The organism is Methylobacterium sp. FW306-05-D (assembly GCF_058782155.1).
In genome coordinates this window covers 1-22,403 of sequence record NZ_JBYSXL010000042.1, presented here as the reverse complement: position 1 = coordinate 22,403, position 22,403 = coordinate 1, and the positions used below count along the sequence as shown (strand labels likewise).

The following is a 22,403-nucleotide window of genomic DNA, read 5'->3' as shown; positions in this document are numbered from 1 at the left end:
CCCCTTTCGATCCGAGGGCGCCGCGCGAACGGCGTCCCGAACCCTCCGGACGGACACTGAACCATGGCAACCGATATCGTCGTCCCGACCCTGGGCGAATCCGTGAGCGAGGCCACCATCGGCCGCTGGTTCAAGAAGCCGGGCGACGCCGTGGCGGCCGACGAGCCCCTGGTGGAACTCGAGACCGACAAGGTCACCCTGGAGGTGAACGCCCCGGCCGCGGGTGAGCTCGGCGAGATCCTGGCCAAGGACGGCGAGACGGTGGAGCCCGGCGCGCTCCTCGGCTCCATCGTCGAGGCCGGTGGCGGCAAGGCCGCGGCGCCGAAGAAGGCCGACGCGAAGGCCGAGACCAGGACAGAGGGCAAGACCGAGGGCAAGAGCGAGGGCAAGCCGGCCGAGGCGCCGGCCCAGACCTCCTCGGCCGCCTACGGCAACCACGGCGAGGCCGTTCCCCAGGCGACCCGCGAATCCGGCGACCACGGCCCCGCGGTGGCCAAGATGGCGCGCGAGTCGGGCATCGATCCCGCGACCCTGAACGGCAGCGGCAAGGACGGCCGCGTCACCAAGGGCGACATGCTGGAGGCGACCGCCAGGGGCCCGTCCGCCCCGGCGCCCGCACCCGCACCCGCCCGGGAGGCCAAGCCGGCCGCCCCGCGCGCGCCCTCGAAGCCCGACGATGCGGCGCGCGAGGAGCGCGTGCGCATGACCAAGCTGCGCCAGACCATCGCCCGCCGTCTCAAGGACGCGCAGGACACCGCCGCGATGCTGACGACGTTCAACGACGTCGACATGTCGGCCGTGATGGCGATGCGGAGCCAGTACAAGGACATCTTCGAGAAGAAGCACGGCACCAAGCTCGGCTTCATGGGCTTCTTCACCAAGGCGGTGATCGGCGCCCTCAAGGACGTGCCGGCGGTGAATGCCGAGATCGACGGGCAGGACCTCGTCTACAAGAACTACTACCACATCGGCATCGCCGTCGGGACCGACAAGGGCCTCGTGGTGCCGGTGGTGCGCGACGCCGACGACCTCTCGATCGCCGGCATCGAGAAGAAGATCGCCGGCTTCGGCAAGAAGGCCCGCGAGGGCAAGCTCTCCATCGATGAGATGCAGGGCGGCACCTTCACCATCACCAACGGCGGCATCTACGGCTCGCTGATGTCGACGCCGATCCTCAACGCGCCGCAATCCGGCATCCTCGGCATGCACCGCATCGAGGAGCGCCCGGTGGTCCGCGCCGGCAAGATCGAGGCGCGGCCGATGATGTACCTCGCCCTGTCCTACGATCACCGCATCGTCGACGGGAAGGAGGCCGTGACCTTCCTCGTGCGCGTCAAGGAGGCGCTGGAGGATCCGGCACGCCTCGTGCTCGACCTCTAAGGCCCGGCAGCTGCCGTCCGCCCGCCGCGCCCCCGCGCGGCCGGACGCTTCCGCGCGCTTCGTCCATTGATGGTGGGGCATGACCCGCCGCCCAATCCAGCGAGTCAGATTTCCATGTCCTACGATCTCGTCGTCATCGGCACCGGCCCCGGCGGTTACGTCTGCGCCATCCGCGCCGCCCAGCTCGGCCTCAAGACCGCCGTGGTGGAGAAGCGGGCCGCCCATGGCGGCACCTGCCTCAACGTCGGCTGCATCCCCTCGAAGGCCCTGCTGCACGCCTCGGAGGCCTTCGAGGAGGCGGGCAAGCACTTCGCCGACATGGGCGTGATCGTGAACGCGCCCGAACTCGACCTCGCCAAGATGATGACCTTCAAGCAGGACGGCGTCGACGGCAACACCAAGGGCGTCGAGTACCTGCTGAAGAAGAACGGCATCGACGCCTATCGGGGCACCGCGCGGCTGGCCGGCGCGGGCCGCGTCGAGGTGCTGTCCGAGGACGGCGGCAACCAGCTCCTGGAGACGAAGAACGTCGTCATCGCCACGGGCTCGGACGTCACGAAGCTCCCGGGCGTCGCCATCGACGAGACGATCGTCGTCTCCTCCACCGGCGCCCTGGCCCTGGAGAAGGTCCCGGGCAAGCTCCTCATCATCGGCGCCGGCGTCATCGGCCTCGAACTCGGCTCGGTCTGGCGCCGCCTCGGCTCCGAGGTGACGGTGGTCGAGTACCTCGACCGGATCCTGCCGGGCATGGACGGCGAGGTCGGCAAGCAGTTCCAGCGCATCCTCGGCAAGCAGGGCATGCAGTTCAAGCTCTCGTCCAAGGTCACGGGCGTCGAGGTCAAGGACGGGGCCGCCACCGTCACGGTGGAGCCCGCCGCCGGCGGCGAGGCCGAGAAGCTGCAGGCCGACGTCGTGCTCGTGGCCATCGGCCGGGTCCCCTACACCGAGGGCCTCGGCCTGGAGACGGTGGGCGTCGGCCTCGACAACAAGGGCCGTATCCAGACGGACAGTCACTACGCCACCAACGTCACGGGCATCTACGCCATCGGCGACGTCATCGCCGGGCCGATGCTGGCCCACAAGGCGGAGGACGAGGGTGTGGCCGTGGCCGAGCTCCTGGCCGGCCAGTCGGGCCACGTGAATTACGGCGTGATCCCGAACGTGGTCTACACCTATCCGGAGGTCGCCTCGGTCGGAAAGACGGAGGAAGAGCTGAAGAAGGACGGCATCGCCTACAACAGCGGGAAATTCCCCTTTACCGCCAACGGTCGCGCCAAGGTGAACCACACCACGGACGGGTTCGTGAAGATCCTGGCCGACGCCACCACCGACCGCGTCCTCGGCGTCCACATCGTGGGAGCCGATGCCGGAAACCTGATCGCGGAGGTCGCGGTGGCGATGGAGTTCGGCGCCTCGGCCGAGGACGTGGCCCGCACCTGCCACGCCCATCCGACCCTGACGGAAGCGGTGAAGGAAGCCGCCCTCGCGGTGGGCAAGCGCGCGATCCACATCTGATCCGCAGCGCCGGACCCGAAAAGCCCGGCCGCCGCTCCCCGAGCGGCGGCCGTTTCGATTCCGTCGGGAGGGCGAGCCGCGGGGGTCGCCGCGGCTCCGAGAGCGGTCAGGGCGCCTGGCAGGCCATTACCTCGGCCGCCTGGGCTACGCTGAGGGCCCGCTCGCGAACCTGGCGGGACAGGCCCGGCCGCTCCGAGACCGCGGCGGCCTCGCGTTCGAGGGTGGCGTTGCAGGCGCAGGACCGATGTCCGGCCGCGTCGAAGCAGGCGTCGTGGCGCATGCAGGCCGCATCGAGGTCGTCGGTGGGCGCCAGCCCCTCGCCGCGCTGGCCGGCGCCGCAGTAATTGCCGTGAAACAGGGCCTTGCCCTCCAGCACCTGCGCGAGATCGGCCTTGGGCAGCGGCGCCTCGTCGGGGCGGTCGGTCGGGGTGAGGTCGTTGGCCGGGCCACCGGCCCGGTCGGCCGAGCCGCGAAGCGCCCTGGGAATGCCGGAGGCGGGCCCGGGCTGGTTCAGGGGCTCGCCCGCACGCCCGTTGGAATCCGCCAGGTCCGGCAGCGGCGGCGGCGGCCCGGGCCGCGCTTCCTCCTCCACTAGGCCGGCCGGCGCCTCGGTGGCGGTCTGGGCCTGGGCCGCCCCCGCCGTTAGCAGCAGGACGGCGATCGCCGCGGCTATGGCGCGAAACCGGTCGGTCAAGGCTCTCGTCTCCCGTCCACCGGACCCCCTCCCGCCCGGGCCGCGGCGGGGTCCCCGTTGGTCAGCAGATACGGCGAAGGTGGCAAGACCGTTCCGCCCGGCAGGATCCGGCCTCCGGCCTCGCGGAACGGGCGATCACCGGCCCGTACCCGTCGAGGAGATGGCGCGTCGGTGACACGGCGCGCGGGAGATGCGGCGGGCGGGAGATTCGGCGGGCGATTGACAGGCCGGGGCGCGTGCGACCTCTGAGAGGACCGTGAAGCGCAGGGAGAACCATCATGAAGGTCGTCGCGGATCTGTGCATCGTCCCGATGGGCGTCGGCCCCTCGGTCTCGCCCTACGTGAAGGAGATCAAGGCGATCATCGACGCCAGCCCTCTCCAGGCCGAGATGCATGCCAACGGGACCAACATCGAGGGCGAACTCGGCGACATCTGCGCGCTGATCGAGGCCTGCGAGGCCAGGCTTAGCGAGATCGGCGTCCAGCGCGTGTTCTTCACGATGGCGTTCTCGTCGCGGCGCGACAAGGCGCAGTCCATGGCGGACAAGCTGAAGGCCGTGCTCTGAGCGGCGGCGGCCGTCGGGACCGTCACGGCTTCGGCGCATCCGATTTCGGCCGGTCCAGCGTCTCGCCGGCCACGCATTCCCGCAGGTACGTGTCGCGGCCGGCGCCCGTGATGCCGTTCCTGTCCGCCTGCGCCCGGCAGACCGCCTCGCCGGGCGCCTCCGCGCGGGAGTCCGGGGGCGCCGGCTGCGCCGCGGCCGGCGTCGCCAGGCCGAGGGCCAGGAGCAGGATGTGGCAGGGCCGGGATCTCATGCTGAAGCCTTCCGTCCAATTCGCGTACCCACGGCAACGCATCCGGACGTTCTCTCGATCCGTCGACCGGGGCGGCCGAAAGTGTGTGGAATCACACGTTGGAGCGCTCGACGGATGAAGTCTTAACGGCCCCTGGCCGATTGCTGGCCGATCACCGGGACTTGCCGGCGGTCGTCGTTGGTTTCTCTCGGCGCGCGGATCACCGGATCACCGATGGATGCCAAGATCATCATGATGCAGGCACGATTGATCCGGACGCAGCGCTTTCGGTGGACGCACTCGGCCCGCTGGCTGAGCGCCATCAACCTGCTCGCGGTGGTCGGCCTCTGCCTGGTCTCGGGCTACATGCTCTGGCAAATGCGCGTCGATGCGGCCCGGCGCTCCGAGGTGACGTCGCGCAGCCTCGTGCAGGTCCTCGGGCGGGACATCGCCCGCAACATCGAGCTCTACGACCTCTCGCTGCGGGCGGTCGTCGACGGCCTGAAGCTGCCCGAACTCGCTCAGGCCGATCCCGCGCTCCGGCAGATGATCCTGTTCGACCGGGCCGCCACGGCCGAGAATTTCGGGCATACCCTGGTGTTCGACAGGACGGGCAAGCTCATCATCAGCTCGAAATCCCTCGCGCCCGAGCCGCTCAACTACGCCGACCGCGAGTATTTCCAGTACCACGTCAAACATCCCGGGAACGAGCTGCACGTCAGCCAGCCCCTGATCTCGCGCCTCACGGGCAAGCGCGTGCTGATCATCAGCCGGCGACTGTCGGACCCGGACGGCAGCTTCGCCGGGGTGGTCCTCGGCTCGATCTACCTCGACTATTTCCGCCAGCTCTTCGCCGCCGTCGGCGCGGACCATGCCGGCACCGTCACCCTCTACGGTCCGGGCGGCGCGATCATCATGCGCGAGCCCTACGACGAGAGCGTGATCGGCCGCAGCGTCTCGGCGAGCGACAGCTACCGGAAGTTCTTCGATGCCTCGGGAGACCACTTCAGCGGCCCCGCGATGGTGGGCGAGGGGACTCGCGACTTCGTCTTCACGCAGGTCGGCGACCTGCCGCTCCACCTCAGCATCGCGGTGTCGCCGGAGGAGATCTACGCCGACTGGTGGCACCGCGCCCTCGTCCTCGGCGGCGTGGTGCTCAGCCTCTGCGCCACCACCATCGTCCTCACCGGGCTGTTCCGGCGCGAACTGCAGCAGCGCAAGGCGGCCGAGCAGGCCGCCCTCGACCTCAACGTCCAGCTGGAGAAGCTGGCGACCACCGACGCCCTGACGGGCCTCGCCAACCGGCGCCGGTTCGACGACGCCCTCGGGCGCGAATGGCGCCGCGCGGTCCGCAACCGGCTACCGCTCTCGCTCCTCGTCCTCGATGCCGACTACTTCAAGGGCTTCAACGACCGCTACGGCCACCAGCAGGGCGACGAGGCCCTCCGGCTGATCGCCCGCTCCATCGACGCGAGCATCGCCAGCGCCTCCGACACCGCCTGCCGCATCGGCGGCGAGGAATTCGCCGTCATCCTCCCCGAGACCGACGCGGCGGGGGCGGAGATCGTCGCCCACCGCATCCGCGACGCCGTGGCGGGCTGGGCGCTGCCCCATGCGAGCAGCCCGCTGGGCATTCTCACCGTCAGCATCGGCGTGGCGCAGATCCCCGAGATCCGGGCGGTCGACCCGGCCGCCTTCGTCGAGGCGGCGGACCAGGCGCTGTACGCGGCCAAGGCGAACGGGCGCAACCAGGTGCAGGTGCGGCGCCGGGACAAGGCCGGCCTCCGCCTGGCGGCGGGCTGAGTCCCGGGCGCAAGACCGGCGGAGCCTATCTCGGCAGAACCGCCGGCGGCCTATCTCGGCCTGGCTGCCGGGGCGCCGAGTTCCCGGGCAATGCCCGCGAGGCCCCGGTCGTAAACGCCCTCGATATCGGCCCGGGCTTCCGCCTCGCCCATGCCGGCCGGGTCGAAGGTGGCGCTCCACACCACGGTCGCACCGGTGCCGTTCGGCCGGACCTGGAGGGTGGCGTTGTAGGCCGCCACCGGCAGGGGACCCTCGATGAAGGCGTAGCTGTAGCTCATCCCGGCCTCGTCGCGCCGGGTCTCGGCCTCGACCAGGACGCCGAGGCCTCCGGCGATGGTGAGCCGGCGCATCGGCTCGTTGTCCTCCCGGTCCGCATCGTCCCGGGTCCCGGAGGTCTCGCAGGCGACGACCTGCGGATGCCACAGGGCGATCGCGCAGAAGCCGCCGACGAGCGCCCAGACGGCGGCGGGCGGGGCCGGGATGTCGCGGCTGCGGGAGACCTCGACCGCGCCGGCCGGGCCGGCCAGGACCGTGAGGGCGATCCCGAAGATGGCCTGCCGCATGATCGTTTCCCCCGCATCCGCTCAGCGCAACCGGGCAGCGGCAGGGAAGGTTGCGCCGCGCTTCAGGGGAGGGCGCCGATGCCGCGCAGGTAGGCGGCGCTCGCCGGGTGCAGCCAGGCATGGGGCGCGGCCTCGACGAGGTTGCGCGGGTCGCTGTCGCCGCCCTGCGGGTAGTTCCGCGCCAGGTGCGCCTGGCTCCCGGCCAGCGCCGCGACGAAGCGCGTCACGGCGGCGCCGTCGATGCCCGGCCGGGCGAGGACGAAGCTCCAGGAGCCCACCGTGTCGATGGGCGTGTGCTGGCCCTTCAGGGCGTCCGCCGGCACGGTGCGGCGGCGCAGGGAGGTGCCCAGCGCCAGGATGCGCGCGATCGCGTCCGGGGCGGGCCCGAAGAAGCGGGCGCCGCCGGGCGCCTCCGCCAGCGTCCGGAAGCTCGGCCAGCCGAGGCCGGCGCCCCAGAGCGCCGCGGCGCGGCCGTCCTGGACCAGGACCGCCCCGTCGCCGGCCCGGTCGAGGAGGATCGGCTCGATGTCGCGGTCGGGGTCGATGCCCGATCCCGCCAGCACGGTCCGGCCCATGACGGTGAGGCCGGAGGCGTGGGTGCCCAGAGCGACGCGCCGGCCCCGCAGGTCCTGCACCCCGCGGATGTCGCTGGCCGCCGGGACGACGAAGAGGCCCGGCGAGGCGTTCACCGGCGCGACCACGGTGAGGCGCGGACCCGCCTCGGGTCCCGCCGCGAGGGCATCGGTGGCATAGTCGCCCTGGACGAGGGCGAGATCGACGGCGCCGCTCCGGAGGAGGCCCACATTCTCGGCCGAGCCCTTCGAGGGCCGCAGGGTGACGGACAGGGTGGCATCGACCGTGCGGAGCGCCTCCACCAGGGCCTGACCGAAGGCGGGGAACGAGCCCCCCGGCGTCGCCGTCGCCAGCACGAGGCCGTCCGGCGCGCCGGCCGATCGCGCCCGTCCGGGCCGGATCAGCGTCGCCGCCGTGGCTCCGAGGAGGAATGTGCGCCTGCGCATGGGTGCACCCGGTGTGTCAGGGGGCCGGTGTCGCCCGGGAGCGCCCCAGCCCACGAGGTGATCCGGGGGATCGGGGCCGCCATTCAAGCGGAGGCGGCCTGTGTCGCGCAAGGGCCGCGTCGCGCCGCGAGGGAGCCAAAAGCGGTCTCGGAGGCTTGATCCTGCGAGGCGTGGCCGCGCGGGCTGCGCGCAACGTGCAAGCTGAAGTGATCGTCATGCGGACTCGATCGAAACTCGGCCTCGCGGCCCTGGCCGTCTTCCTCCTCGGCGGCGCGGCCTTCGTGCGCTTCATCGTCTATCCCGAGCAGGCCACCCTCGAGGCCTCGGCCGGCCAGGGCGCGAGCCCGACGCTGCCGGCTCCCAACCCGACCCTGATGCCCACCGTGAACATCGCCCGCGTCGCCCGCTGGGAGAACGGCGCCAAGCCCCAGGCCGCGGCCGGGCTGCAGGTGGCGGCCTATGCCGAGGGCTTCGATCATCCGCGCTGGATGTATCTCCTGCCCAACGGCGACGTGCTGGTGGCGGAGGCCAACAAGCCGCAGACCGACGACCCCTCGACCGGCGTCGCCGACTGGGTCGCCGACAAGGTCAAGAGCATGGCAGGCGCCGGCGTGAAGAGCCCCGACCGCATCGTCCTCCTGCGCGACGCGAACGGCGACGGCGTCGCCGAGGAGCGCCACGTGCTCCTGAAGGACCTGCACTCGCCCTTCGGCATGGCGCTGGTCGGCTCCGACCTCTACGTCGCCAATGCGGATTCGCTGGTGAAGGTGCCCTACCAGGCGGGCCAGACCGAGATCACCGCGACACCCGAGAAGGTCGTCGACCTGCCCTCCGGCATCAACCACCACTGGACCAAGAACGTCATCGCCAGCCCCGACGGGCAGACGCTCTACGTGACCGTCGGCTCGAACAGCAATGTCGGCGAGAACGGCCTCGACAAGGAGACCGGCCGCGCGGCGATCTGGGAATACACGATCTCGAACAAGCAGATGCGCGAATACGCCACCGGCCTGCGCAACCCCAACGGCCTCGGCTTCGAGCCGGTGACGGGCAAGCTCTGGACGGCGGTGAACGAGCGCGACGAGATCGGCAGCGACCTCGTACCGGACTACATCACCTCGGTGCAGGAGGGCGGCTTCTACGGCTGGCCCTTCAGCTACTGGGGCAAGAACGTGGACGAGCGCGTGCAGCCGCAGAAGCCCGACCTCGTCGCCAAGGCCATCGCCCCGGACTACGCGGTCGGCACCCACACCGCCTCCCTCGGCATCGCGTTCTCGCAGGCGAGCAGCCTGCCGGAGGCCTGGAAGAGCGGCCTGTTCGTCGCCCAGCACGGTTCGTGGAACCGCCGGCCGAAGAGCGGCTACAAGGTGATCTACGTGCCCTTCAAGGACGGCAAGCCCACCGGGCAGCCGGTCGACGCGCTGACCGGCTTCCTCAACGCCGACGAGAAGGCCCAGGGGCGCCCCGTCGGCGTGATCCTCGACAGGACCGGCGCGCTGCTGGTCTCGGACGATGTCGGTAAGACGATCTGGCGGGTGAGCGCCACCAGCCGGACCCAGTAGCGGCCGCCGAGCCGATCCAGGGGCCGGGCCGCGAGGGCCGGCCCGGATGCGCGACGTCCCCCGACAGCAGCGGAAGCCCCATGACAGAGACCAAGACCGACCCCTCGCGGCGCGCCCTCGTGGGCGGCCTCTCCGCCGGCATGGCGGCGGCGCTGGGGAGCGCGGCCGGCGCGCAGGAGCGGGTGGCGCAGACCGACCCCGCCCCGAACCCGCCGCGCAGCTATCCGAAGCCCCCGTTCGAGAGGCAACAGCAGGACTGGCCCGGCCTGGCGAGCCGGATGGTGCCCCGTCCGGATCACGGCGAGACCAGCTACAAGGGGTCCGGTCGCCTCGCCGGCCGCAAGGCGCTGATCACCGGCGGCGATTCGGGCATCGGCCGCGCCGCGGCCATCGCGTATGCCCGCGAGGGCGCCGATGTCGCCATCAACTATCTGCCGGCCGAGGAGCCGGACGCGGCCGAGGTGGTGGCACTCATCCGCCGGGCCGGGCGCAGGGCGGTGGCGCTGCCGGGCGACATCCGCGAAGAGGCCTTCTGCCAGCGCCTGGTGGCGGACGCGGCGCGCGAACTCGGCGGCCTCGACATCCTCGTCAACAACGCGGTCTACCAGAAGTCCCAGGTCTCGATCCTCGACATCACCACCGAGCAGTTCGACCAGACCTTCCGGACCAACGTGTACGCGATGTTCTGGATCACCAAGGCCGCCCTCGCCCATCTCGGACCCGGCGGGGCGATCGTCAACACCGCATCCGTCAACGCCTACGACCCCTCCGAGAACCTGCTCGACTACGCCTCGACCAAGGCGGTGATCGTGAATTTCTCCAAGGGGCTCGCCAAGCAGCTGGCGGAGAGCGGCATCCGGGTGAACGCGGTGGCGCCGGGCCCGTTCTGGACGCCGCTGCAGGTCTGCGGCGGGCAGCCGCCGGAGAAGCTGCCGACCTTCGGCAAAGACACGCCGATGGGCCGCCCGGGCCAGCCGGCCGAACTCGCCGGTCTCTACGTCCTGCTCGCCTCCAACGAGGCGAGTTACGCGACCGGCCAGGTCTTCGGCGCCACCGGGGGGCGCGGGGGTCCCTGAGACGAGGGGCGCCCGCGGGTCCGGGCGCATCCGGAAACGGCCCGGCCGGGTCGCCCCGGCACTCGACCTCGCCCGCATCCCGGCCCGGCCGGGGCCGGGATGCATCCCGGAGGCTTCAGGCTCCGACCGCTCCGTTGTGGAGCGCCCGAACGTCGGCGTAGCTCATGGTCTCGCGGCTCCAGGTCGGTCCGTCGCAATCGTGGAGCCGCTTGGCCAGCGGCTTGTGCTTGTCGCCCTGGTAGAACCCGAGGATGACGGTCTGGCCGTCGGAATCGTCTCGTTCGATCCGGTAGGGCGGCTGGGCCGGCGGCCCGACCCGGCTGAGGCGGACGCGCAGGGTCGGGTTTCCGGCCTGGTCCGGGACCATGTTGAGATAGACGCCCTTCAGATACGCGAGGCGGTCCGCCGCCCGTCCGGTGAGGTCCGCGATCGAGACGTTCTCGGCGAGCATGTCGGCTGTGGTCATGGTGTCTCTGCTTTCGGGTCGGTTCGGAGCGCCGCCCCCGGAACGGGCCGGGGCGGCGGGCGGTGTGTCAGGCGCTGGGCGCGGCTTCCTCGGTCGTGACCAGGAACTTCGTCAGGGTGTTCGCCCCGAAGGTGAGGGTGAGCGGCACGTCGGCCGCGTCCCGACCGTAGGCGATCAGGATACGGCCGATCCGGGACGCGTTGTTGCGCGGATCGAAGGTGTGCCAGCGGCCGTCGAGGAAGACCTGCATCCACGCGGCGAAATCGCCGGGCGCGTGGGGGAGGGGAAGGCCGATGTCGCTCACGTAGCCGTTGCAGTAGCGCGCCGGGATATTCAGGCATCGGCAGAATGCGATCGCGAGATGCGCATAGTCGCGGCACACGCCCCGCTGTTCCTCGAAGACGTCGAACGCGGTCCGCGTCGCGCGCGCGTGCTCGTAGCCGAAGGTGATGCGGTCGTGCACGTAGTCGCAGATCGCCTGGACCCGGCTCCAGCCCGGGGGCCGATGCCCGAACAGGTCCCAGGCGATCTGCGAGAGCCGGTCGGTCTCGCAGTAGCGGCTGCCGAGAAGGAACAGCAGGCTGTCCGTCGGGAGCTTCGCCACCGGCGTCTCGGCGGCATCGGTCTCGGGGCGGTCGCCCTGGCCCCCGTCGCGGACGATGGTCCCGGTCTTCAGCGTGAAGGTCCCGGCCGGCGCGGTCATGCGCTGGCACCAGTTCCCGAAGCTGTCGCGATAGCCTTCCAGCGGCACGGCGGGGCTGGTGACGAGGTGGTCCGGTCGCTCCAGGTCCGGGAACCGCGAGGCATGGACGTTCAGCGTCGCGATGACCGGCGTCGGCTGAGGGAAGCTGTAGGTCATCTCGCAGCCGACGAGGATGCGCATGGTGTCTCTCCTGGAAAGGCAACGGCCGGCCGGGACGCGTGCCGTCCGGCCGTGGAATCCGGGTGGCGCGCCGCGCCGGTCCGCGGGGGCGGACGCCGCTCAGTGCAGGGTGGGCGGCGGCTCCAGGAACGCGCGCATGCCCCCGCCTTCCTCGACCGCGTCGGTGAAGGCGTCGAGCGCATCCTCGTCGGATTCGAAGGTATCGCTCCAGACCGTCGACCACCCCGTCTGGTCGATGACCTCCAGGGTCCAGGGGTCCTGGGTGCCGGCGAAGCGGTAGACGTTCACCGTGACCGTGACGCCGTCCTGGGTCGCCCGTCCGGTCAGGTCCGAGAATTCCATGTTGGGCTTCTCGTAGGCCATGCGGTGTCTCTCTCAGATGACGAGTTCACCGCAGGGATCCGGGCGTATCCCTGTCTCATGAGCCGAATATGGGAGTCCTAGCAGAGTTCACGCTGAAACGGTTCGGAAATGTTCTGGTCGAGGGCGAGACCTGCCCCGCGCCGATCTTCGCAGACGCCATCCAGATCACGATCCGCCAAGCAGACCTCCGGCGAAATCCCGGTTTCAGTGGCAGGCCTGGCGACTGCGCAACAGCAGCCGCTCGCTCCGTCCGGAGGTCTCGGTCTTCGCGAGGATATGCTTCTGGTGGCTCCGGACGGTCGCCATGGACAGGCGCATCGCCACGTCCATCCGATCGGAGCGGAGGAGCGGCCGACATCTCCGTCCGCTCGGGCGGGTCCGTCACAGACGGCGGAGGGCGGCGCACCAATCTCCGGAGGCCGGAGCGCCCCGGCGCTCGCGCGGCCGGCCCGTCGCGGATCGACGCCTCACGGGCCGGTCGCCCGCAGCCCCGGCACCGCCCCGAGGAGGTCGCGGGTGTAGGCGTGCTCCGGCGCGCGGAACAGCTCGGCGGTGGGGCGCATCTCGACGATGCTGCCCCGATGCATCACGGCGATGCGGTCGCAGATCTTGGCGGCGACGCGCAGGTCGTGGGTGATGAACAGCATCGCGAGGTTCAGGCGCCGCTTGAGGTCTTCGAGGAGGTCGAGCACCTGCGCCTGGACCGAGACGTCGAGGGCCGAGACCGCCTCGTCCGCCACGAGCACGTCGGGCTCCATGGCCAGCGCCCGGGCGATGCCGATGCGCTGGCGCTGGCCGCCGGAGAAGGCGTTGGGGTAGCGCTCGGCCGCGCTCGGGGAGAGGCCCACGAGGTCGAGGAGTTCGCGGGCGCGCGCCTTCGCCTCGCGGGCCGGCGTGCCGTGCGCGATCGGGCCGGCGGTGATGATCTGCTCGACGGTGCGGCGCGGATTCAGGGAGGCGAAGGGGTCCTGGAAGATCATCTGGATGCGCTTGCGCTCGTCGCGCAGGGCGCGGGGACCCAGCGCCGTGTAGTCGAGGCTGCCGAGGCGCACCGTGCCCCGGTCGGGCTCGATCAGCCGGATCGCGAGGCGAGCGGTGGTGGACTTGCCCGAGCCGGATTCGCCGACGAGGCCCAGGGTCTCCCCGCGCCGGACGTCGAAGGCCACCTCCTGCACCGCCGCGACCACGCGCGGCTTGCCGAACAATCCCGCGCGGCTGGTGTAGGTCTTGGTCAGGCCGATGGCCGAGAGGGCGAGGGGCTCGGCCTCGCGGGAGGCGCGCGCGGGCGGCACCAGGCTCGGCACCGCCGCCAGCAGGGCCTGGGTGTAGGGATGCTGCGGGTTCCGCAGCACCGCCCCGGCGCTGTCCTGCTCGACCAGGCGCCCGCGCTGGAGCACCGCGACCTGGTCGGCGATGTCGGCCACCACGCCGAAATCGTGGGTGATGAACAGGACGCTCATGCCGCGCCGCCGCTGCAGGTCGCGGATGAGCTTGAGGATCTGGGCCTGGGTGGTGACGTCCAGCGCCGTGGTCGGCTCGTCGGCGACGAGAATCGAGGGTTCGAGGGCGAGGGCCATGGCGATCATGGCGCGCTGGCGCTGGCCGCCGGAAAGCTGGTGCGGGTAGGCCCGCACGATCTGCACCGGGTCGGGCAGGCCGACCTCGGTGGCGAGCGCCACCGCCCGCGCCCGGCGCTCGGCAGGGGTGAGGAGGTCGTGCGCCTCGAACATCTCGGCGATCTGGTCGCCGATGCGCATGACCGGGTTGAGGGCGGTCATCGGCTCCTGGAACACCATGGCGATGCGGCGCCCGCGCAGGGCGCGCCAGCCGCGCTCGTCCAGGGTGAGGAGGTCCCGGCCCTCGAACAGGATCTCCCCGCCGACCGGCTTCAGCGCCCGGGGCAGGAGGCCGGTGAGCGCGTAGGCGCTCATCGACTTGCCCGAGCCCGATTCGCCGACGACGCAGAGGATCTTGCCCGGCATCAGGTCGAGGGAGAGGTCCTCGACGGCGTGGGGCCGGTCCGAGCCCTTCGGCAGCGCCAGGGTGAGGTTCCGGATGCGGACGACGGGCTCGCTCATGCTCAGGCTCCCTGGAGGGCTTTGCGCCGGGCCAGCACCGCCGGTCCGGTCTCGGCGAGGTCCCAGTACAGCCCCGCCATCAGCATCAGGGCCTCGCGGGAGGGCGACCCGAGCAGGTGCTCGTCGGGCCCGTGCTGGAGGCAGGCCGGGTAGGAATGGGGCACCCACAGGGTGGGCAGGCCGAGGATCTCCGAGAAGGCGTCGTTGGGCAGGGAGCCGCCGAGGTTCGGCAGCAGGGCCGGCCGCTTGCCGGTGCTCTCGGCGATGGAGGCCAGCGCCCAGTCGACCCACGGGTCATCCACGGGGAGCCGGGTGGCGCGGAAGACCTCGGTGCGGGCGGCCCGGACCTCGACCATCGGATAGCCGTGCGCGTCGAGATGGGCGCGCAGCGCCGGCAGGATGCCCTCCCAGTCGGTGCCGACCACGAAGCGCAGCTGCAGGGTCGCCTTCGCGGTGGGCGGCACGGCGTTGAGGGGGCCGTCCGGGTCGCCGGTCTTGAAGGCCAGCACCTCCAGGGTGTTCCAGGCGAAGACCCGCTCGGCGTCGGTCAGGCCGGGCTCGCCCCAATCCGCGTCGATCGCGGGCGCGGTCGGGTCGGTGCCGACGGTGATGTCGGCCAGCGCCGCGCGGACGGCGTCGGGAATCGCCGGCGGCCGCAGGGCGTCGAGGAGGATCTTGCCGCGCCCGTCGACGAGGGTGGCGATGGCGTTGGCCAGCACCGTACCGGGGTTGCGCAGGAGGCCGCCCCAATTGCCGGAATGGTGGCTGCCCACGCGCAGGTCCAGCAGCATCTCGAAGGTGTAGCCGCCGCGCGAGCCGAGGAAGACGGTCGGGCGCTCGGCGCTGACCCGCGGTCCGTCCGAGGCGATGAGGACGTCGGCCTTCAGGGCCTCGGCCTCGGCCCGGCAGACCTCGCGCAGGCCCGGCGAGCCGGATTCCTCGCCCATCTCGATCAGCAGCTTGGTGTTGAAGCCGAGTCGTCCGTCCCGGGCCGCCATGACCGCCGCCAGCGCGCCGAGGTTGAGGATGTGCTGGCCCTTGTTGTCGGCGGTGCCGCGCCCGTACCAGCGCTCACCCTCGATGGTGATGGTCCAGGGGTCCAGCCCTTTGCGCCACTGCTCGGGGTAGCCGCGCACGGTGTCGCCGTGGCCGTAGATCAGCACCGTGGGCAGGTCGGAGCCCTCGTGACGCTCGGCGATGAGGAAGGGGCCGTGCGTGCCGTCCGGGTTGTCGAGGATGCGGCTGGCGAAGCCGAGCGGCCCGATCAGGGGCACGAGGAAATCGTCGAGATAGGCCCGCAGCTTCGGCAATTGGCCGGAGGTCTGGCTCTCAGTGGGGCGGGCGACGGCGTCCTGCAGCACGGTGAGGAAATCGCCCTCGTCGTAGTGGCGCGCCGCGCGCGCGATCGCATCGTGTCGGGACATGGACTCACTCGATCTCGGTGACGGGTCGGTTCGGGGGGGCTCAGCGCCGGCCTTCGGGGGCGGTGACGTCGCGGATGCCGTCGCCGAGCAGGTTGATCGCCAGGACGAGGACCAGGAGGGCGACGCCCGGGATGGTGATGACCCAGGGCTGGAAGAACATGTACGGCTTGCCCTCGGCGATCATCAGGCCCCAGGACGGCAGGGGCGGCTGCACGCCGAGGCCCAGGAAGGACAGGGCGGCCTCGAGCAGGATGGCGTGGGCCATCTCCAGGGTCGCCACCACGATCAGCGCGTTCAGGATGTTCGGCAGCACCTCCTGGAACAGGATGCGGGCCGGGGAGAATCCGGTGGCGCGGGCCGCCGCGATGAAGTCCTGGTCGCGGATCTGGCGGGTCGCCGCGCGGGTGACCACGGCGAAGCGGTCCCAGAGCAGGAAGCCGAGCACCAGCACCACGACCTTCAGCGAGCCGCCCACCAGGGAGGCCATGGCGAGCGCCACCAGCACCACCGGCATGGCGAGCCGCGTGGTCACGACGTAGCTCACCACCGCGTCGACCTTGCCGCCGAAATAGCCGGCGCAGATGCCGAGCGTCGTGCCGATCACCCCCGAGATGGTGGCGGCCGCGATCCCGATCAGGAGGGAGATCTGGCTGCCGTAGATCAGGCGGCTGAGATAGTCGCGCCCGAGCTTGTCGGTGCCGAGCACGTGCTCCCAGCTGCCCTTCAGGTGCCAGATCGGCGGGATCAGGCGCCGGGAGACGTCCTGGGCATAGGGATCGTGGGGGGCGATCAGCGGCGCGGCGAGGGCGCAGAGCAGGATGATTCCGAGGATGCCCGCGCCGATGACGAAGCCGCCGTGGTGGAGGCCGCGCCGGAGCGCCAGGGCGGTGGGCGAGCGGGCCGCGGGCAGCGGCGCCGGGCCGTCGGCCGGGCGGGTCGCCGGCGTCTCCGGCAGGCCGGCATCGAGGGGGGATGCGGATGGCTGGAGGGTCATTGGCGCAGCCGGGGATCGAGGAAGGCGTTGAGGAGATCGGCGGCCAGCGTCAGGGCGATGTAGATCATCGCCAGGACGAGCACGATCGCCTGCACCACGGGAAAGTCGTTGCGGGCGATGGATTCCCAGGCGAGCTGGCCGAGCCCCTGGAGCGAGAACACCGCCTCGATCACGATGGAGCCGCCGAGCATGAAGCCGAACTGGACGGCGGCGAGCGCGATCACCGGGATGACGGCGTTGCGCAGGGCGTGACGGATCAGGATTTTTCGCGGTGGGAGACCTTTCGCCCGTGCCGTGCGGACGTAGTCCGAGGCCAGGACCTCGAGCATGCCGTTGCGGGTCAGCCGCATCACCGCCGGCATGGCGTAGTAGCCGAGCGCGACGGCCGGCAGCACGAAGTGCTTCCAGGTCGTGTTGCCCGAGACCGGCAGCCAGCGCAGGTTCACCGAGAAGATCATGATCAGGGTCAGGCCGAACCAGAAGCTCGGCATGGCCTGGCCCAGCACCGAGACCGACAGGGCGGCCCGGTCGATCCAGGTGCCGCGCTTGACCGCGGCGAGCACCCCGAGGGGGATCGCCACGAAGAGCGCCACGGCCAGCGCCACCACGCCGAGGAACAGGGTGATCGGCAGGCGGGCGGCGAGCAGGTCGATCACGCTCTCGCGGAAATAGAACGAATTGCCGAAATCGAGCCGGATCGCTCGGGCCGCCCAGGCGACGAACTGCGCCAGGAGGGGCTGGTTGAGCCCGTACTGGACCCGGATCGCCTCCACCTGCACGGAGGTCGCCTCCGGCCCCGCGATGGCGGCGGCGAGGTCGCCGGAGAGGTGCAGCAGCATGAAGCTCGCCACCGACACCGTCACGGCGACCGCGAGCGCCACCAGACTTCGTTGGATCATGAACCGGAGCATGGCCCGCTTTCCTCGTTCGGAGCTGTCCGTCGGCCCGCCGTCAGGGACCGGCCGTCCCGCGCGCCGTCACTTCCACTGCGCCGCGTAGAAGCGCGGCAGCTCGTCGGGCTGGGCCGTGAAGCTGAGGTCGGACGTGAAGGCGTAGTTCGTGGAATAGGAGAACAGCGGCAGGGCGTAGGCCTGGCCGGCGATGCGCTTCAGCGCCTCGGCATACTTCACCTTGCGGGCGGCCGGGTCGGTGGCGCCGTCGCCGGCCTGGAGGGCCGCGATCGTCTCCGGGTCCTTGGTCAGGTCCTCGTCGCCGCCCTTGAAGTACACGCCCGTGAAGGCCGAGACGTCGAGCACCGAGAACGAGCCCCAGGTCTGGAAGGCGATCGAGACCTTGCCGCCGCGGATCTGGTCGCGCAGGGCGGCGTAGCGCAGGTAGTTCAGCCGCGCCTTGATGCCGACCGCGCGCAGGTAGCCGATCACCGCCTCCGCGTAGTCGCGCTCGCGGTAGGCCCCGAGGTCGATCTCGAATCCGTCCGGATAGCCGGCCTCCTTCAGGAGCGCCTTGGCTTTCGCCGGGTCGTAGGGGTAGCGCGGCACGCCCTCGTCGGTGCAGCCGAACTGGTCGATGAAGCAGGCCGCGTTCATCACCCGGCTGCCGCCGCGCACGAGGTTGTCGACCATGGCCTTGCGGTCGATGGCGTAGGAGATCGCCTGGCGGACGCGCACGTCCTTGAGGGGCGAATTGGCGGCGGCCCGCCCCAGGGTGTCGAACTGCAGGAAGCCGACCCGCATGGTCTCGGCACTGAGCACGGTGACGTTCGGGGCCGCCTTGAGCTGGTCGGCCTGGTCGCTCGGCACGCGCCAGATCCAGTCGATGCCGCCGGTGACGAGCTCGGCCATGCGGCTGTCGGCGTCCGGGATGACCCGGAATTCGAGCTTGCCGATCTTCGGGGAACCGATGGGGCTGCCGGGCCAGTACTTGGCGAAGCGCTCCATCTTCACGCCGCGCCCGTTCTCCACCGCGGTGATGCGGTAGGGGCCGGTGCCGACGGGCGCCTTGGCGAAACCGTCCAGGCCGACACGTTTGAAATAGGCGGCCGGGAAGATCGGGGTCGGGCCCGCGAGATATTCGAGCGCCGCCGGGAAGGCGTTCTTCAGGTGGATGCGGACCGTGTGGGCATCGACGACCTCGGTCGATTTCATCCAGTCGACGTTCTGCTTCGTCACCGTGCGGGCTTCCGGCGTCAGCACGTAGTTGAACGTGAAGGCGACGTCCTCGGGCCCGAACGCGTCGCCGTTGTGGAAGGTCACGCCCTCGCGCAGGGTCAGTTCGAGGGTGAGGGGATCGACCCATGTCCAGGCGGTGGCCAGCATCGGCTGGTAGGCGCCGGTCTTCGGGTCGCGATAGATCAGGGTGTCCCAGACGTTGCGAGCCAGGATCACGCCCTCGCGGGCGCTGTTGTGATAGGGGCTGACGTTCTCCGGCTCCGTGTCGGAGGCGTAGACCAGGGTGTCGTCGGCCTTGCCGGCCAGGGCCGGCACGCTCGCGGCCAGCATCAGCAGGGTGAGCGCGGCGCGCGCCGCGGAGCCGTGTCTCGTCATGATCCCGCTCGCCATGATGTCGATCCCTCTCGCCCGTTCGCACGGCGGCCGGATGCCGGCCGCAGCGGCCTGCCGCTTTTTTCGCCCTGCCATGGTGTTGTGCATTTTGCATCGCAACAAGTAGAATTTCGCGATTGCTGCCGTGCCGTTTCGGCAAGGAAACAGGTCTCATGAACATCTCGGGCCTGCGCTACTTTCTCGCCGTCGCCAGGACAGGCTCGATCGCGTCCGCCTCATCGCAACTGAATGTTGCGGCCTCGGCGATCAGCCGGCAGATCTCGAATCTCGAGGCGGAGCTGGACTGCGTTCTGTTCGAGCGTCGCCCGCGCGGCATGGTGCCGAGCCCGGCCGGGGAGCTGCTGGCCGCGCATGCGCACCAGACCCTGCTGCGGGCCGAGCAGGTGGCGGCCGAGATCCAGGAGCTGCAGGGGCTGGCGCGGGGCTTCATCCGCGTCGCGACCTCGGAGGGCTTCGCCCTCGACCTCCTGCCGAACGCCATCGCGGAGTTCCACTCCGCCCATCCGGGCATCCGCTTCGAGGTGCAGATGCTGCCCCCGGCCCAGGTTACGCACGTGGTCGCGGCCGGCGACGCCGATATCGGCATCACCTTCGCCATGGCCCCGTCGAGCCTGGTCGCGGTCGTGTACGACAACGCCGTCGAGATGGTGGCCCTGAGCGCGCCCGATCATCCGCTGGCGCGCCGACCCTCGATCCAGCTCGCGGACCTCAAGGCCTATCCGATCGCGGTGCCGACCCTCGACACCACCGCCCGGCGGGTCTTCGACGCGGCCTGCCTGGCGGAGGGAATCGCCATCGAGCCGACGCTGACGGCCAACATCCTCTCCGCCCTGCTGCCCTTCGTGCGCCGCACGCGGGGGCTGGCGCTGATGTCGGCCCTCTCCGTGCAGACCCCGGTGCGTCTGGGCGAACTCGTCTGCATTCCGGTGCGCTCGCGGGCGAACCTGATGCGCGGCATCCAGGTCCAGGTCATGCGCGACCGCAGGCTGCCGCATGCCGTGCAGGCCTTCCTGCGCCAGCTCGTCGCCGCGCTGCCGCCGCCGCACGATCCGCGATAGATCTCCGCCCCGGCTTCGCCCGCGCCCGGATGCGCGGGAGGAGCCATCAAATGCGAGAGGCAGCCTCCGCCCGACCTGCTACGGATCGAAGCCCTCACCCCCGAGGGGCATCATCGACACTCACCCGCCCGGAGCGATCCGCGGCGGGTCTTTCGTTGCCCGGGACCTTTGCCGGCCACCGGCGCCCCTCAACGGCCGGTGCTGCGGATCGACAGCCTTGCACGGAGCGGGTCCCATCCGGCAGCCCCGCGCCGTCGATCCTGCCGCGAAGCGTCAACGATCCGGCATTCGGTACGGGCCAGGTGGGATCGACGGATGAGGGCGATGGCGGCGGGCGAGCCCCGTGTCGATGGAGCCCGCGCCCAGGCCGGTTCGGTTCAGAAAACGTGGTGCCGGTTGCGGGACTTGAACTCGCGACCTACCGCTTACAAGGCGGTTGCTCTACCAGCTGAGCTAAACCGGCGTGCCGTCCTGCGCTATCAGCGCCGTTGGTTCGGCGCAAGCCCGACCTCGTCAGGCGGCGAGGTCGCCGAGGCGGCGGGTCTCGGCGAAGATGCGGCCGTCCGGGAAGCGGTAGCGGACCGATTCCGTCAGGCGTCCCTGCCCCCGGATCTCGATCGCCTCCGGGCGGGTGAGGCCGTCCTGGCGGTCCAGGGCCTCGGCTCCCGTCATCGGCGCATCGCGTCCGCCGCCGAGATGGCGCCACCACTGCACCGCCTTCTCGCGGGGATATCCGGCCCGGGCGAGGCCGAGCACGATCCGGTGGTGTCGCCCGTCGCGCAGGTGGAAGGTGACCGCGAGGTCGCCGTCGGATTCCGGCTGGGCCGCGAAGGTCCAGCCGCCGACCGGCTGCCACCCGGCGGCGCCGCGGTCGGGCACCTGGCTCGACAGGATCGGATGCGCATCGTCCGCGGAGGCCGCGTGGACCGGACCGGCTTCCTCCGCCTCGGGTTCGACCCAGCAAGCCTCGCAGGTGCTCGCGTTGAGGGCGATCAGGGCACCGCAGCCGGGGCAGGCCTTGGCCCGGATCTCGCCCTCTCGGCCGCGGATCGCAGCGGCGCTGCGGGCGGTGACGATGTCGACCGGGCCATGCATGCGGACGAGGCCGGCATAATCGAGGACGAGGGCATCGGTCTTGCCCGGCGCGCGGCGCAGGGCCCGGCCGACCTGCTGCACGTAGAGGCCCGTGCTCTGGGTCGGCCGCAGCAGGGCGACGAGATCGACCTGGGGCACGTTGAACCCGGTGGCGAGGACGCCGACCGAGGTCAGGCAGCGGATCCGGCCCTCGCGGAAGTCGCGCACCATGCGGTCGCGCGCCCGCTTGGGAGTCTCGCCCGAGAGGGTCTCGCAGGTATGGCCCTCGGCCCGGATCGCGTCGCGCACCGCGGTCGCGTGGGCGACGCCGGCGCAGAAGGCGAGCCAGGCCCGGCGGCCCTGGCCGTAACCCACCATTTCCTCCACGGCCGCCCGGGTGATCCAGTCCTGGTTGACGGCGGCCTCGAGCGCGCTCGGGATGTAGTCGCCCCCGCGCCGCGGCACGCCGCTGACGTCGAGAAGCGTGGCGGTGGCCTTGGAGATGAGCGGCGCGAGGTAGCCCTGGTGGATCAGGTCGCCGACATTGGCCTCGTAGACGATGGCCTCGAAGATCCGGCCCGGACCCTCGTCGAGGCGTCCGCTGTCGAGGCGGTAGGGCGTCGCCGTGAGGCCGACGACGCGCAGGTCCGGGCGCTCGGCGCGCAGGGCGCCGAGGAAGCGGCCGTAGCGGGTCTCGGCGTCGCGCGGGATGAGGTGGGCCTCGTCCACGATGACGAGGTCGAAGCCTCCGAGTTCGGGTACGCGGTTCCAGACGGACTGGATGCCGCAGAACAGGACCTGCGCGGTCCCGTCCCGGCGGCCGAGGCCGGCGGAATAGATGCCGGCCGGCGCCGCGGGCCAGAGCGCCAGGAGTTCGCTATGGTTCTGGGCGATCAGCTCGCGGGTATGGGTGACGACCAGGATGCGGTGGGCGGGGTGGGCATCCAGGGTCTCGCGCACCAGGGCCGCGATCACCAGGGACTTGCCCGCGCCCGTCGGCAGGACGATGAGGCCGGCCCCCTCGCCCCGCGCCCAGGCGGCGTGGAGGGCATCGAGGCTGGCGCGCTGGTAGAGACGAAGGTCCATCGCTGGGGATTCGGTGCGTGTCTCGGAATTGGTCTGGGGGCGCAGGGG

20 protein-coding genes and 1 tRNA gene are annotated in these 22,403 nt (G+C 71.2%); 7 read left to right on the top strand and 14 right to left on the bottom strand.

Annotated features, from left to right (window positions below; all coding sequences use genetic code 11):
- Window positions 1–63 precede the first annotated feature (63 nt).
- Complete coding sequence (gene odhB / locus AC3WLN_RS15020; protein ID WP_492482476.1) at window positions 64–1,380, top strand: 2-oxoglutarate dehydrogenase complex dihydrolipoyllysine-residue succinyltransferase; 1,317 nt, start codon at window positions 64–66, stop codon at window positions 1,378–1,380.
- 114 nt (window positions 1,381–1,494) lie between these two features.
- The gene (gene lpdA, locus AC3WLN_RS15015; protein WP_492482474.1) at window positions 1,495–2,895 is read left to right on the top strand and encodes a dihydrolipoyl dehydrogenase; all 1,401 of its coding nucleotides are present in this window, start codon (window positions 1,495–1,497) and stop codon (window positions 2,893–2,895) included.
- 106 nt (window positions 2,896–3,001) lie between these two features.
- On the opposite strand, the gene AC3WLN_RS15010 is transcribed toward lpdA, so the two are convergent.
- Window positions 3,002–3,589, bottom strand: coding sequence for a phospholipase A2 family protein (locus AC3WLN_RS15010; RefSeq protein ID WP_492482472.1), 588 nt, complete (start codon window positions 3,587–3,589; stop codon window positions 3,002–3,004).
- Window positions 3,590–3,867: 278 nt separating this feature from the next.
- Here AC3WLN_RS15010 and AC3WLN_RS15005 point away from each other — a divergent pair, with 278 nt between their 5' ends.
- Complete coding sequence (locus AC3WLN_RS15005) at window positions 3,868–4,155, top strand: MTH1187 family thiamine-binding protein (protein WP_463772530.1); 288 nt, start codon at window positions 3,868–3,870, stop codon at window positions 4,153–4,155.
- A 22-nt stretch (window positions 4,156–4,177) separates the two neighbouring features.
- Here AC3WLN_RS15005 and AC3WLN_RS15000 read toward each other — a convergent pair whose 3' ends face one another.
- On the bottom strand, window positions 4,178–4,405 hold the full coding sequence (locus AC3WLN_RS15000) for a hypothetical protein (protein ID WP_492482470.1): 228 nt from the start codon (window positions 4,403–4,405) through the stop codon (window positions 4,178–4,180).
- Between the two features lie 213 nt (window positions 4,406–4,618).
- Between AC3WLN_RS15000 and AC3WLN_RS14995 the strand changes: the two genes are divergently transcribed.
- Window positions 4,619–6,187, top strand: coding sequence for a sensor domain-containing diguanylate cyclase (locus AC3WLN_RS14995; RefSeq protein ID WP_492482468.1), 1,569 nt, complete (start codon window positions 4,619–4,621; stop codon window positions 6,185–6,187).
- 50 nt (window positions 6,188–6,237) lie between these two features.
- Here the strand turns inward: AC3WLN_RS14995 and AC3WLN_RS14990 are convergent, their stop codons facing one another.
- A complete protein-coding gene (locus AC3WLN_RS14990) occupies window positions 6,238–6,750 on the bottom strand; it encodes an SRPBCC family protein (protein WP_492482466.1) in 513 nt (170 codons plus the stop codon).
- A 62-nt stretch (window positions 6,751–6,812) separates the two neighbouring features.
- The gene (locus tag AC3WLN_RS14985) at window positions 6,813–7,769 is read right to left on the bottom strand and encodes a TAXI family TRAP transporter solute-binding subunit (protein ID WP_492482464.1); all 957 of its coding nucleotides are present in this window, start codon (window positions 7,767–7,769) and stop codon (window positions 6,813–6,815) included.
- Window positions 7,770–7,984: 215 nt separating this feature from the next.
- Between AC3WLN_RS14985 and AC3WLN_RS14980 the strand changes: the two genes are divergently transcribed.
- Entirely contained in the window at window positions 7,985–9,331 is a 1,347-nt protein-coding gene (locus AC3WLN_RS14980; RefSeq protein ID WP_492482462.1) for a PQQ-dependent sugar dehydrogenase, read from the top strand.
- Between the two features lie 80 nt (window positions 9,332–9,411).
- On the top strand, window positions 9,412–10,407 hold the full coding sequence (locus AC3WLN_RS14975; protein WP_492482460.1) for an SDR family oxidoreductase: 996 nt from the start codon (window positions 9,412–9,414) through the stop codon (window positions 10,405–10,407).
- A 115-nt stretch (window positions 10,408–10,522) separates the two neighbouring features.
- Here the strand turns inward: AC3WLN_RS14975 and AC3WLN_RS14970 are convergent, their stop codons facing one another.
- The 8 genes from AC3WLN_RS14970 to AC3WLN_RS14935 all read right to left on the bottom strand — a co-directional run bounded on the left by AC3WLN_RS14970 (window position 10,523) and on the right by AC3WLN_RS14935 (window position 19,119).
- Window positions 10,523–10,873 (bottom strand): hypothetical protein, encoded by a 351-nt coding sequence (locus tag AC3WLN_RS14970; protein WP_463772553.1) that lies wholly within the window; start codon window positions 10,871–10,873, stop codon window positions 10,523–10,525.
- 67 nt (window positions 10,874–10,940) lie between these two features.
- On the bottom strand, window positions 10,941–11,756 hold the full coding sequence (locus AC3WLN_RS14965) for a transglutaminase-like domain-containing protein (RefSeq protein WP_492482457.1): 816 nt from the start codon (window positions 11,754–11,756) through the stop codon (window positions 10,941–10,943).
- A gap of 99 nt (window positions 11,757–11,855) precedes the next feature.
- Window positions 11,856–12,119: a hypothetical protein gene (locus AC3WLN_RS14960; RefSeq protein WP_463772560.1), complete on the bottom strand. Its 264-nt coding sequence runs from the start codon at window positions 12,117–12,119 to the stop codon at window positions 11,856–11,858.
- Window positions 12,120–12,586: 467 nt separating this feature from the next.
- On the bottom strand, window positions 12,587–14,197 hold the full coding sequence (locus AC3WLN_RS14955) for an ABC transporter ATP-binding protein (RefSeq protein ID WP_492482455.1): 1,611 nt from the start codon (window positions 14,195–14,197) through the stop codon (window positions 12,587–12,589).
- A gap of 2 nt (window positions 14,198–14,199) precedes the next feature.
- Window positions 14,200–15,621, bottom strand: a complete 1,422-nt coding sequence (locus AC3WLN_RS14950) for a M20 family metallopeptidase (protein WP_492482453.1) — start codon at window positions 15,619–15,621, stop codon at window positions 14,200–14,202.
- Window positions 15,622–15,661: 40 nt separating this feature from the next.
- Window positions 15,662–16,615 (bottom strand): ABC transporter permease, encoded by a 954-nt coding sequence (locus tag AC3WLN_RS14945; RefSeq protein ID WP_492482452.1) that lies wholly within the window; start codon window positions 16,613–16,615, stop codon window positions 15,662–15,664.
- A complete protein-coding gene (locus tag AC3WLN_RS14940) occupies window positions 16,612–17,526 on the bottom strand; it encodes an ABC transporter permease (RefSeq protein WP_463772569.1) in 915 nt (304 codons plus the stop codon). The genes AC3WLN_RS14945 and AC3WLN_RS14940 overlap by 4 nt, the downstream gene beginning before the upstream one ends.
- Window positions 17,527–17,592: 66 nt before the next feature.
- The gene (locus tag AC3WLN_RS14935) at window positions 17,593–19,119 is read right to left on the bottom strand and encodes an ABC transporter substrate-binding protein (protein ID WP_492482510.1); all 1,527 of its coding nucleotides are present in this window, start codon (window positions 19,117–19,119) and stop codon (window positions 17,593–17,595) included.
- A gap of 170 nt (window positions 19,120–19,289) precedes the next feature.
- Between AC3WLN_RS14935 and AC3WLN_RS14930 the strand changes: the two genes are divergently transcribed.
- A complete protein-coding gene (locus tag AC3WLN_RS14930) occupies window positions 19,290–20,195 on the top strand; it encodes a LysR family transcriptional regulator (protein ID WP_492482449.1) in 906 nt (301 codons plus the stop codon).
- Between the two features lie 387 nt (window positions 20,196–20,582).
- Here the strand turns inward: AC3WLN_RS14930 and AC3WLN_RS14925 are convergent.
- A tRNA-Thr gene (locus AC3WLN_RS14925) sits at window positions 20,583–20,658 on the bottom strand.
- A 50-nt stretch (window positions 20,659–20,708) separates the two neighbouring features.
- Entirely contained in the window at window positions 20,709–22,355 is a 1,647-nt protein-coding gene (locus AC3WLN_RS14920) for a DEAD/DEAH box helicase (protein WP_492482508.1), read from the bottom strand.
- Between the last annotated feature and the right edge of the window lie 48 nt (window positions 22,356–22,403).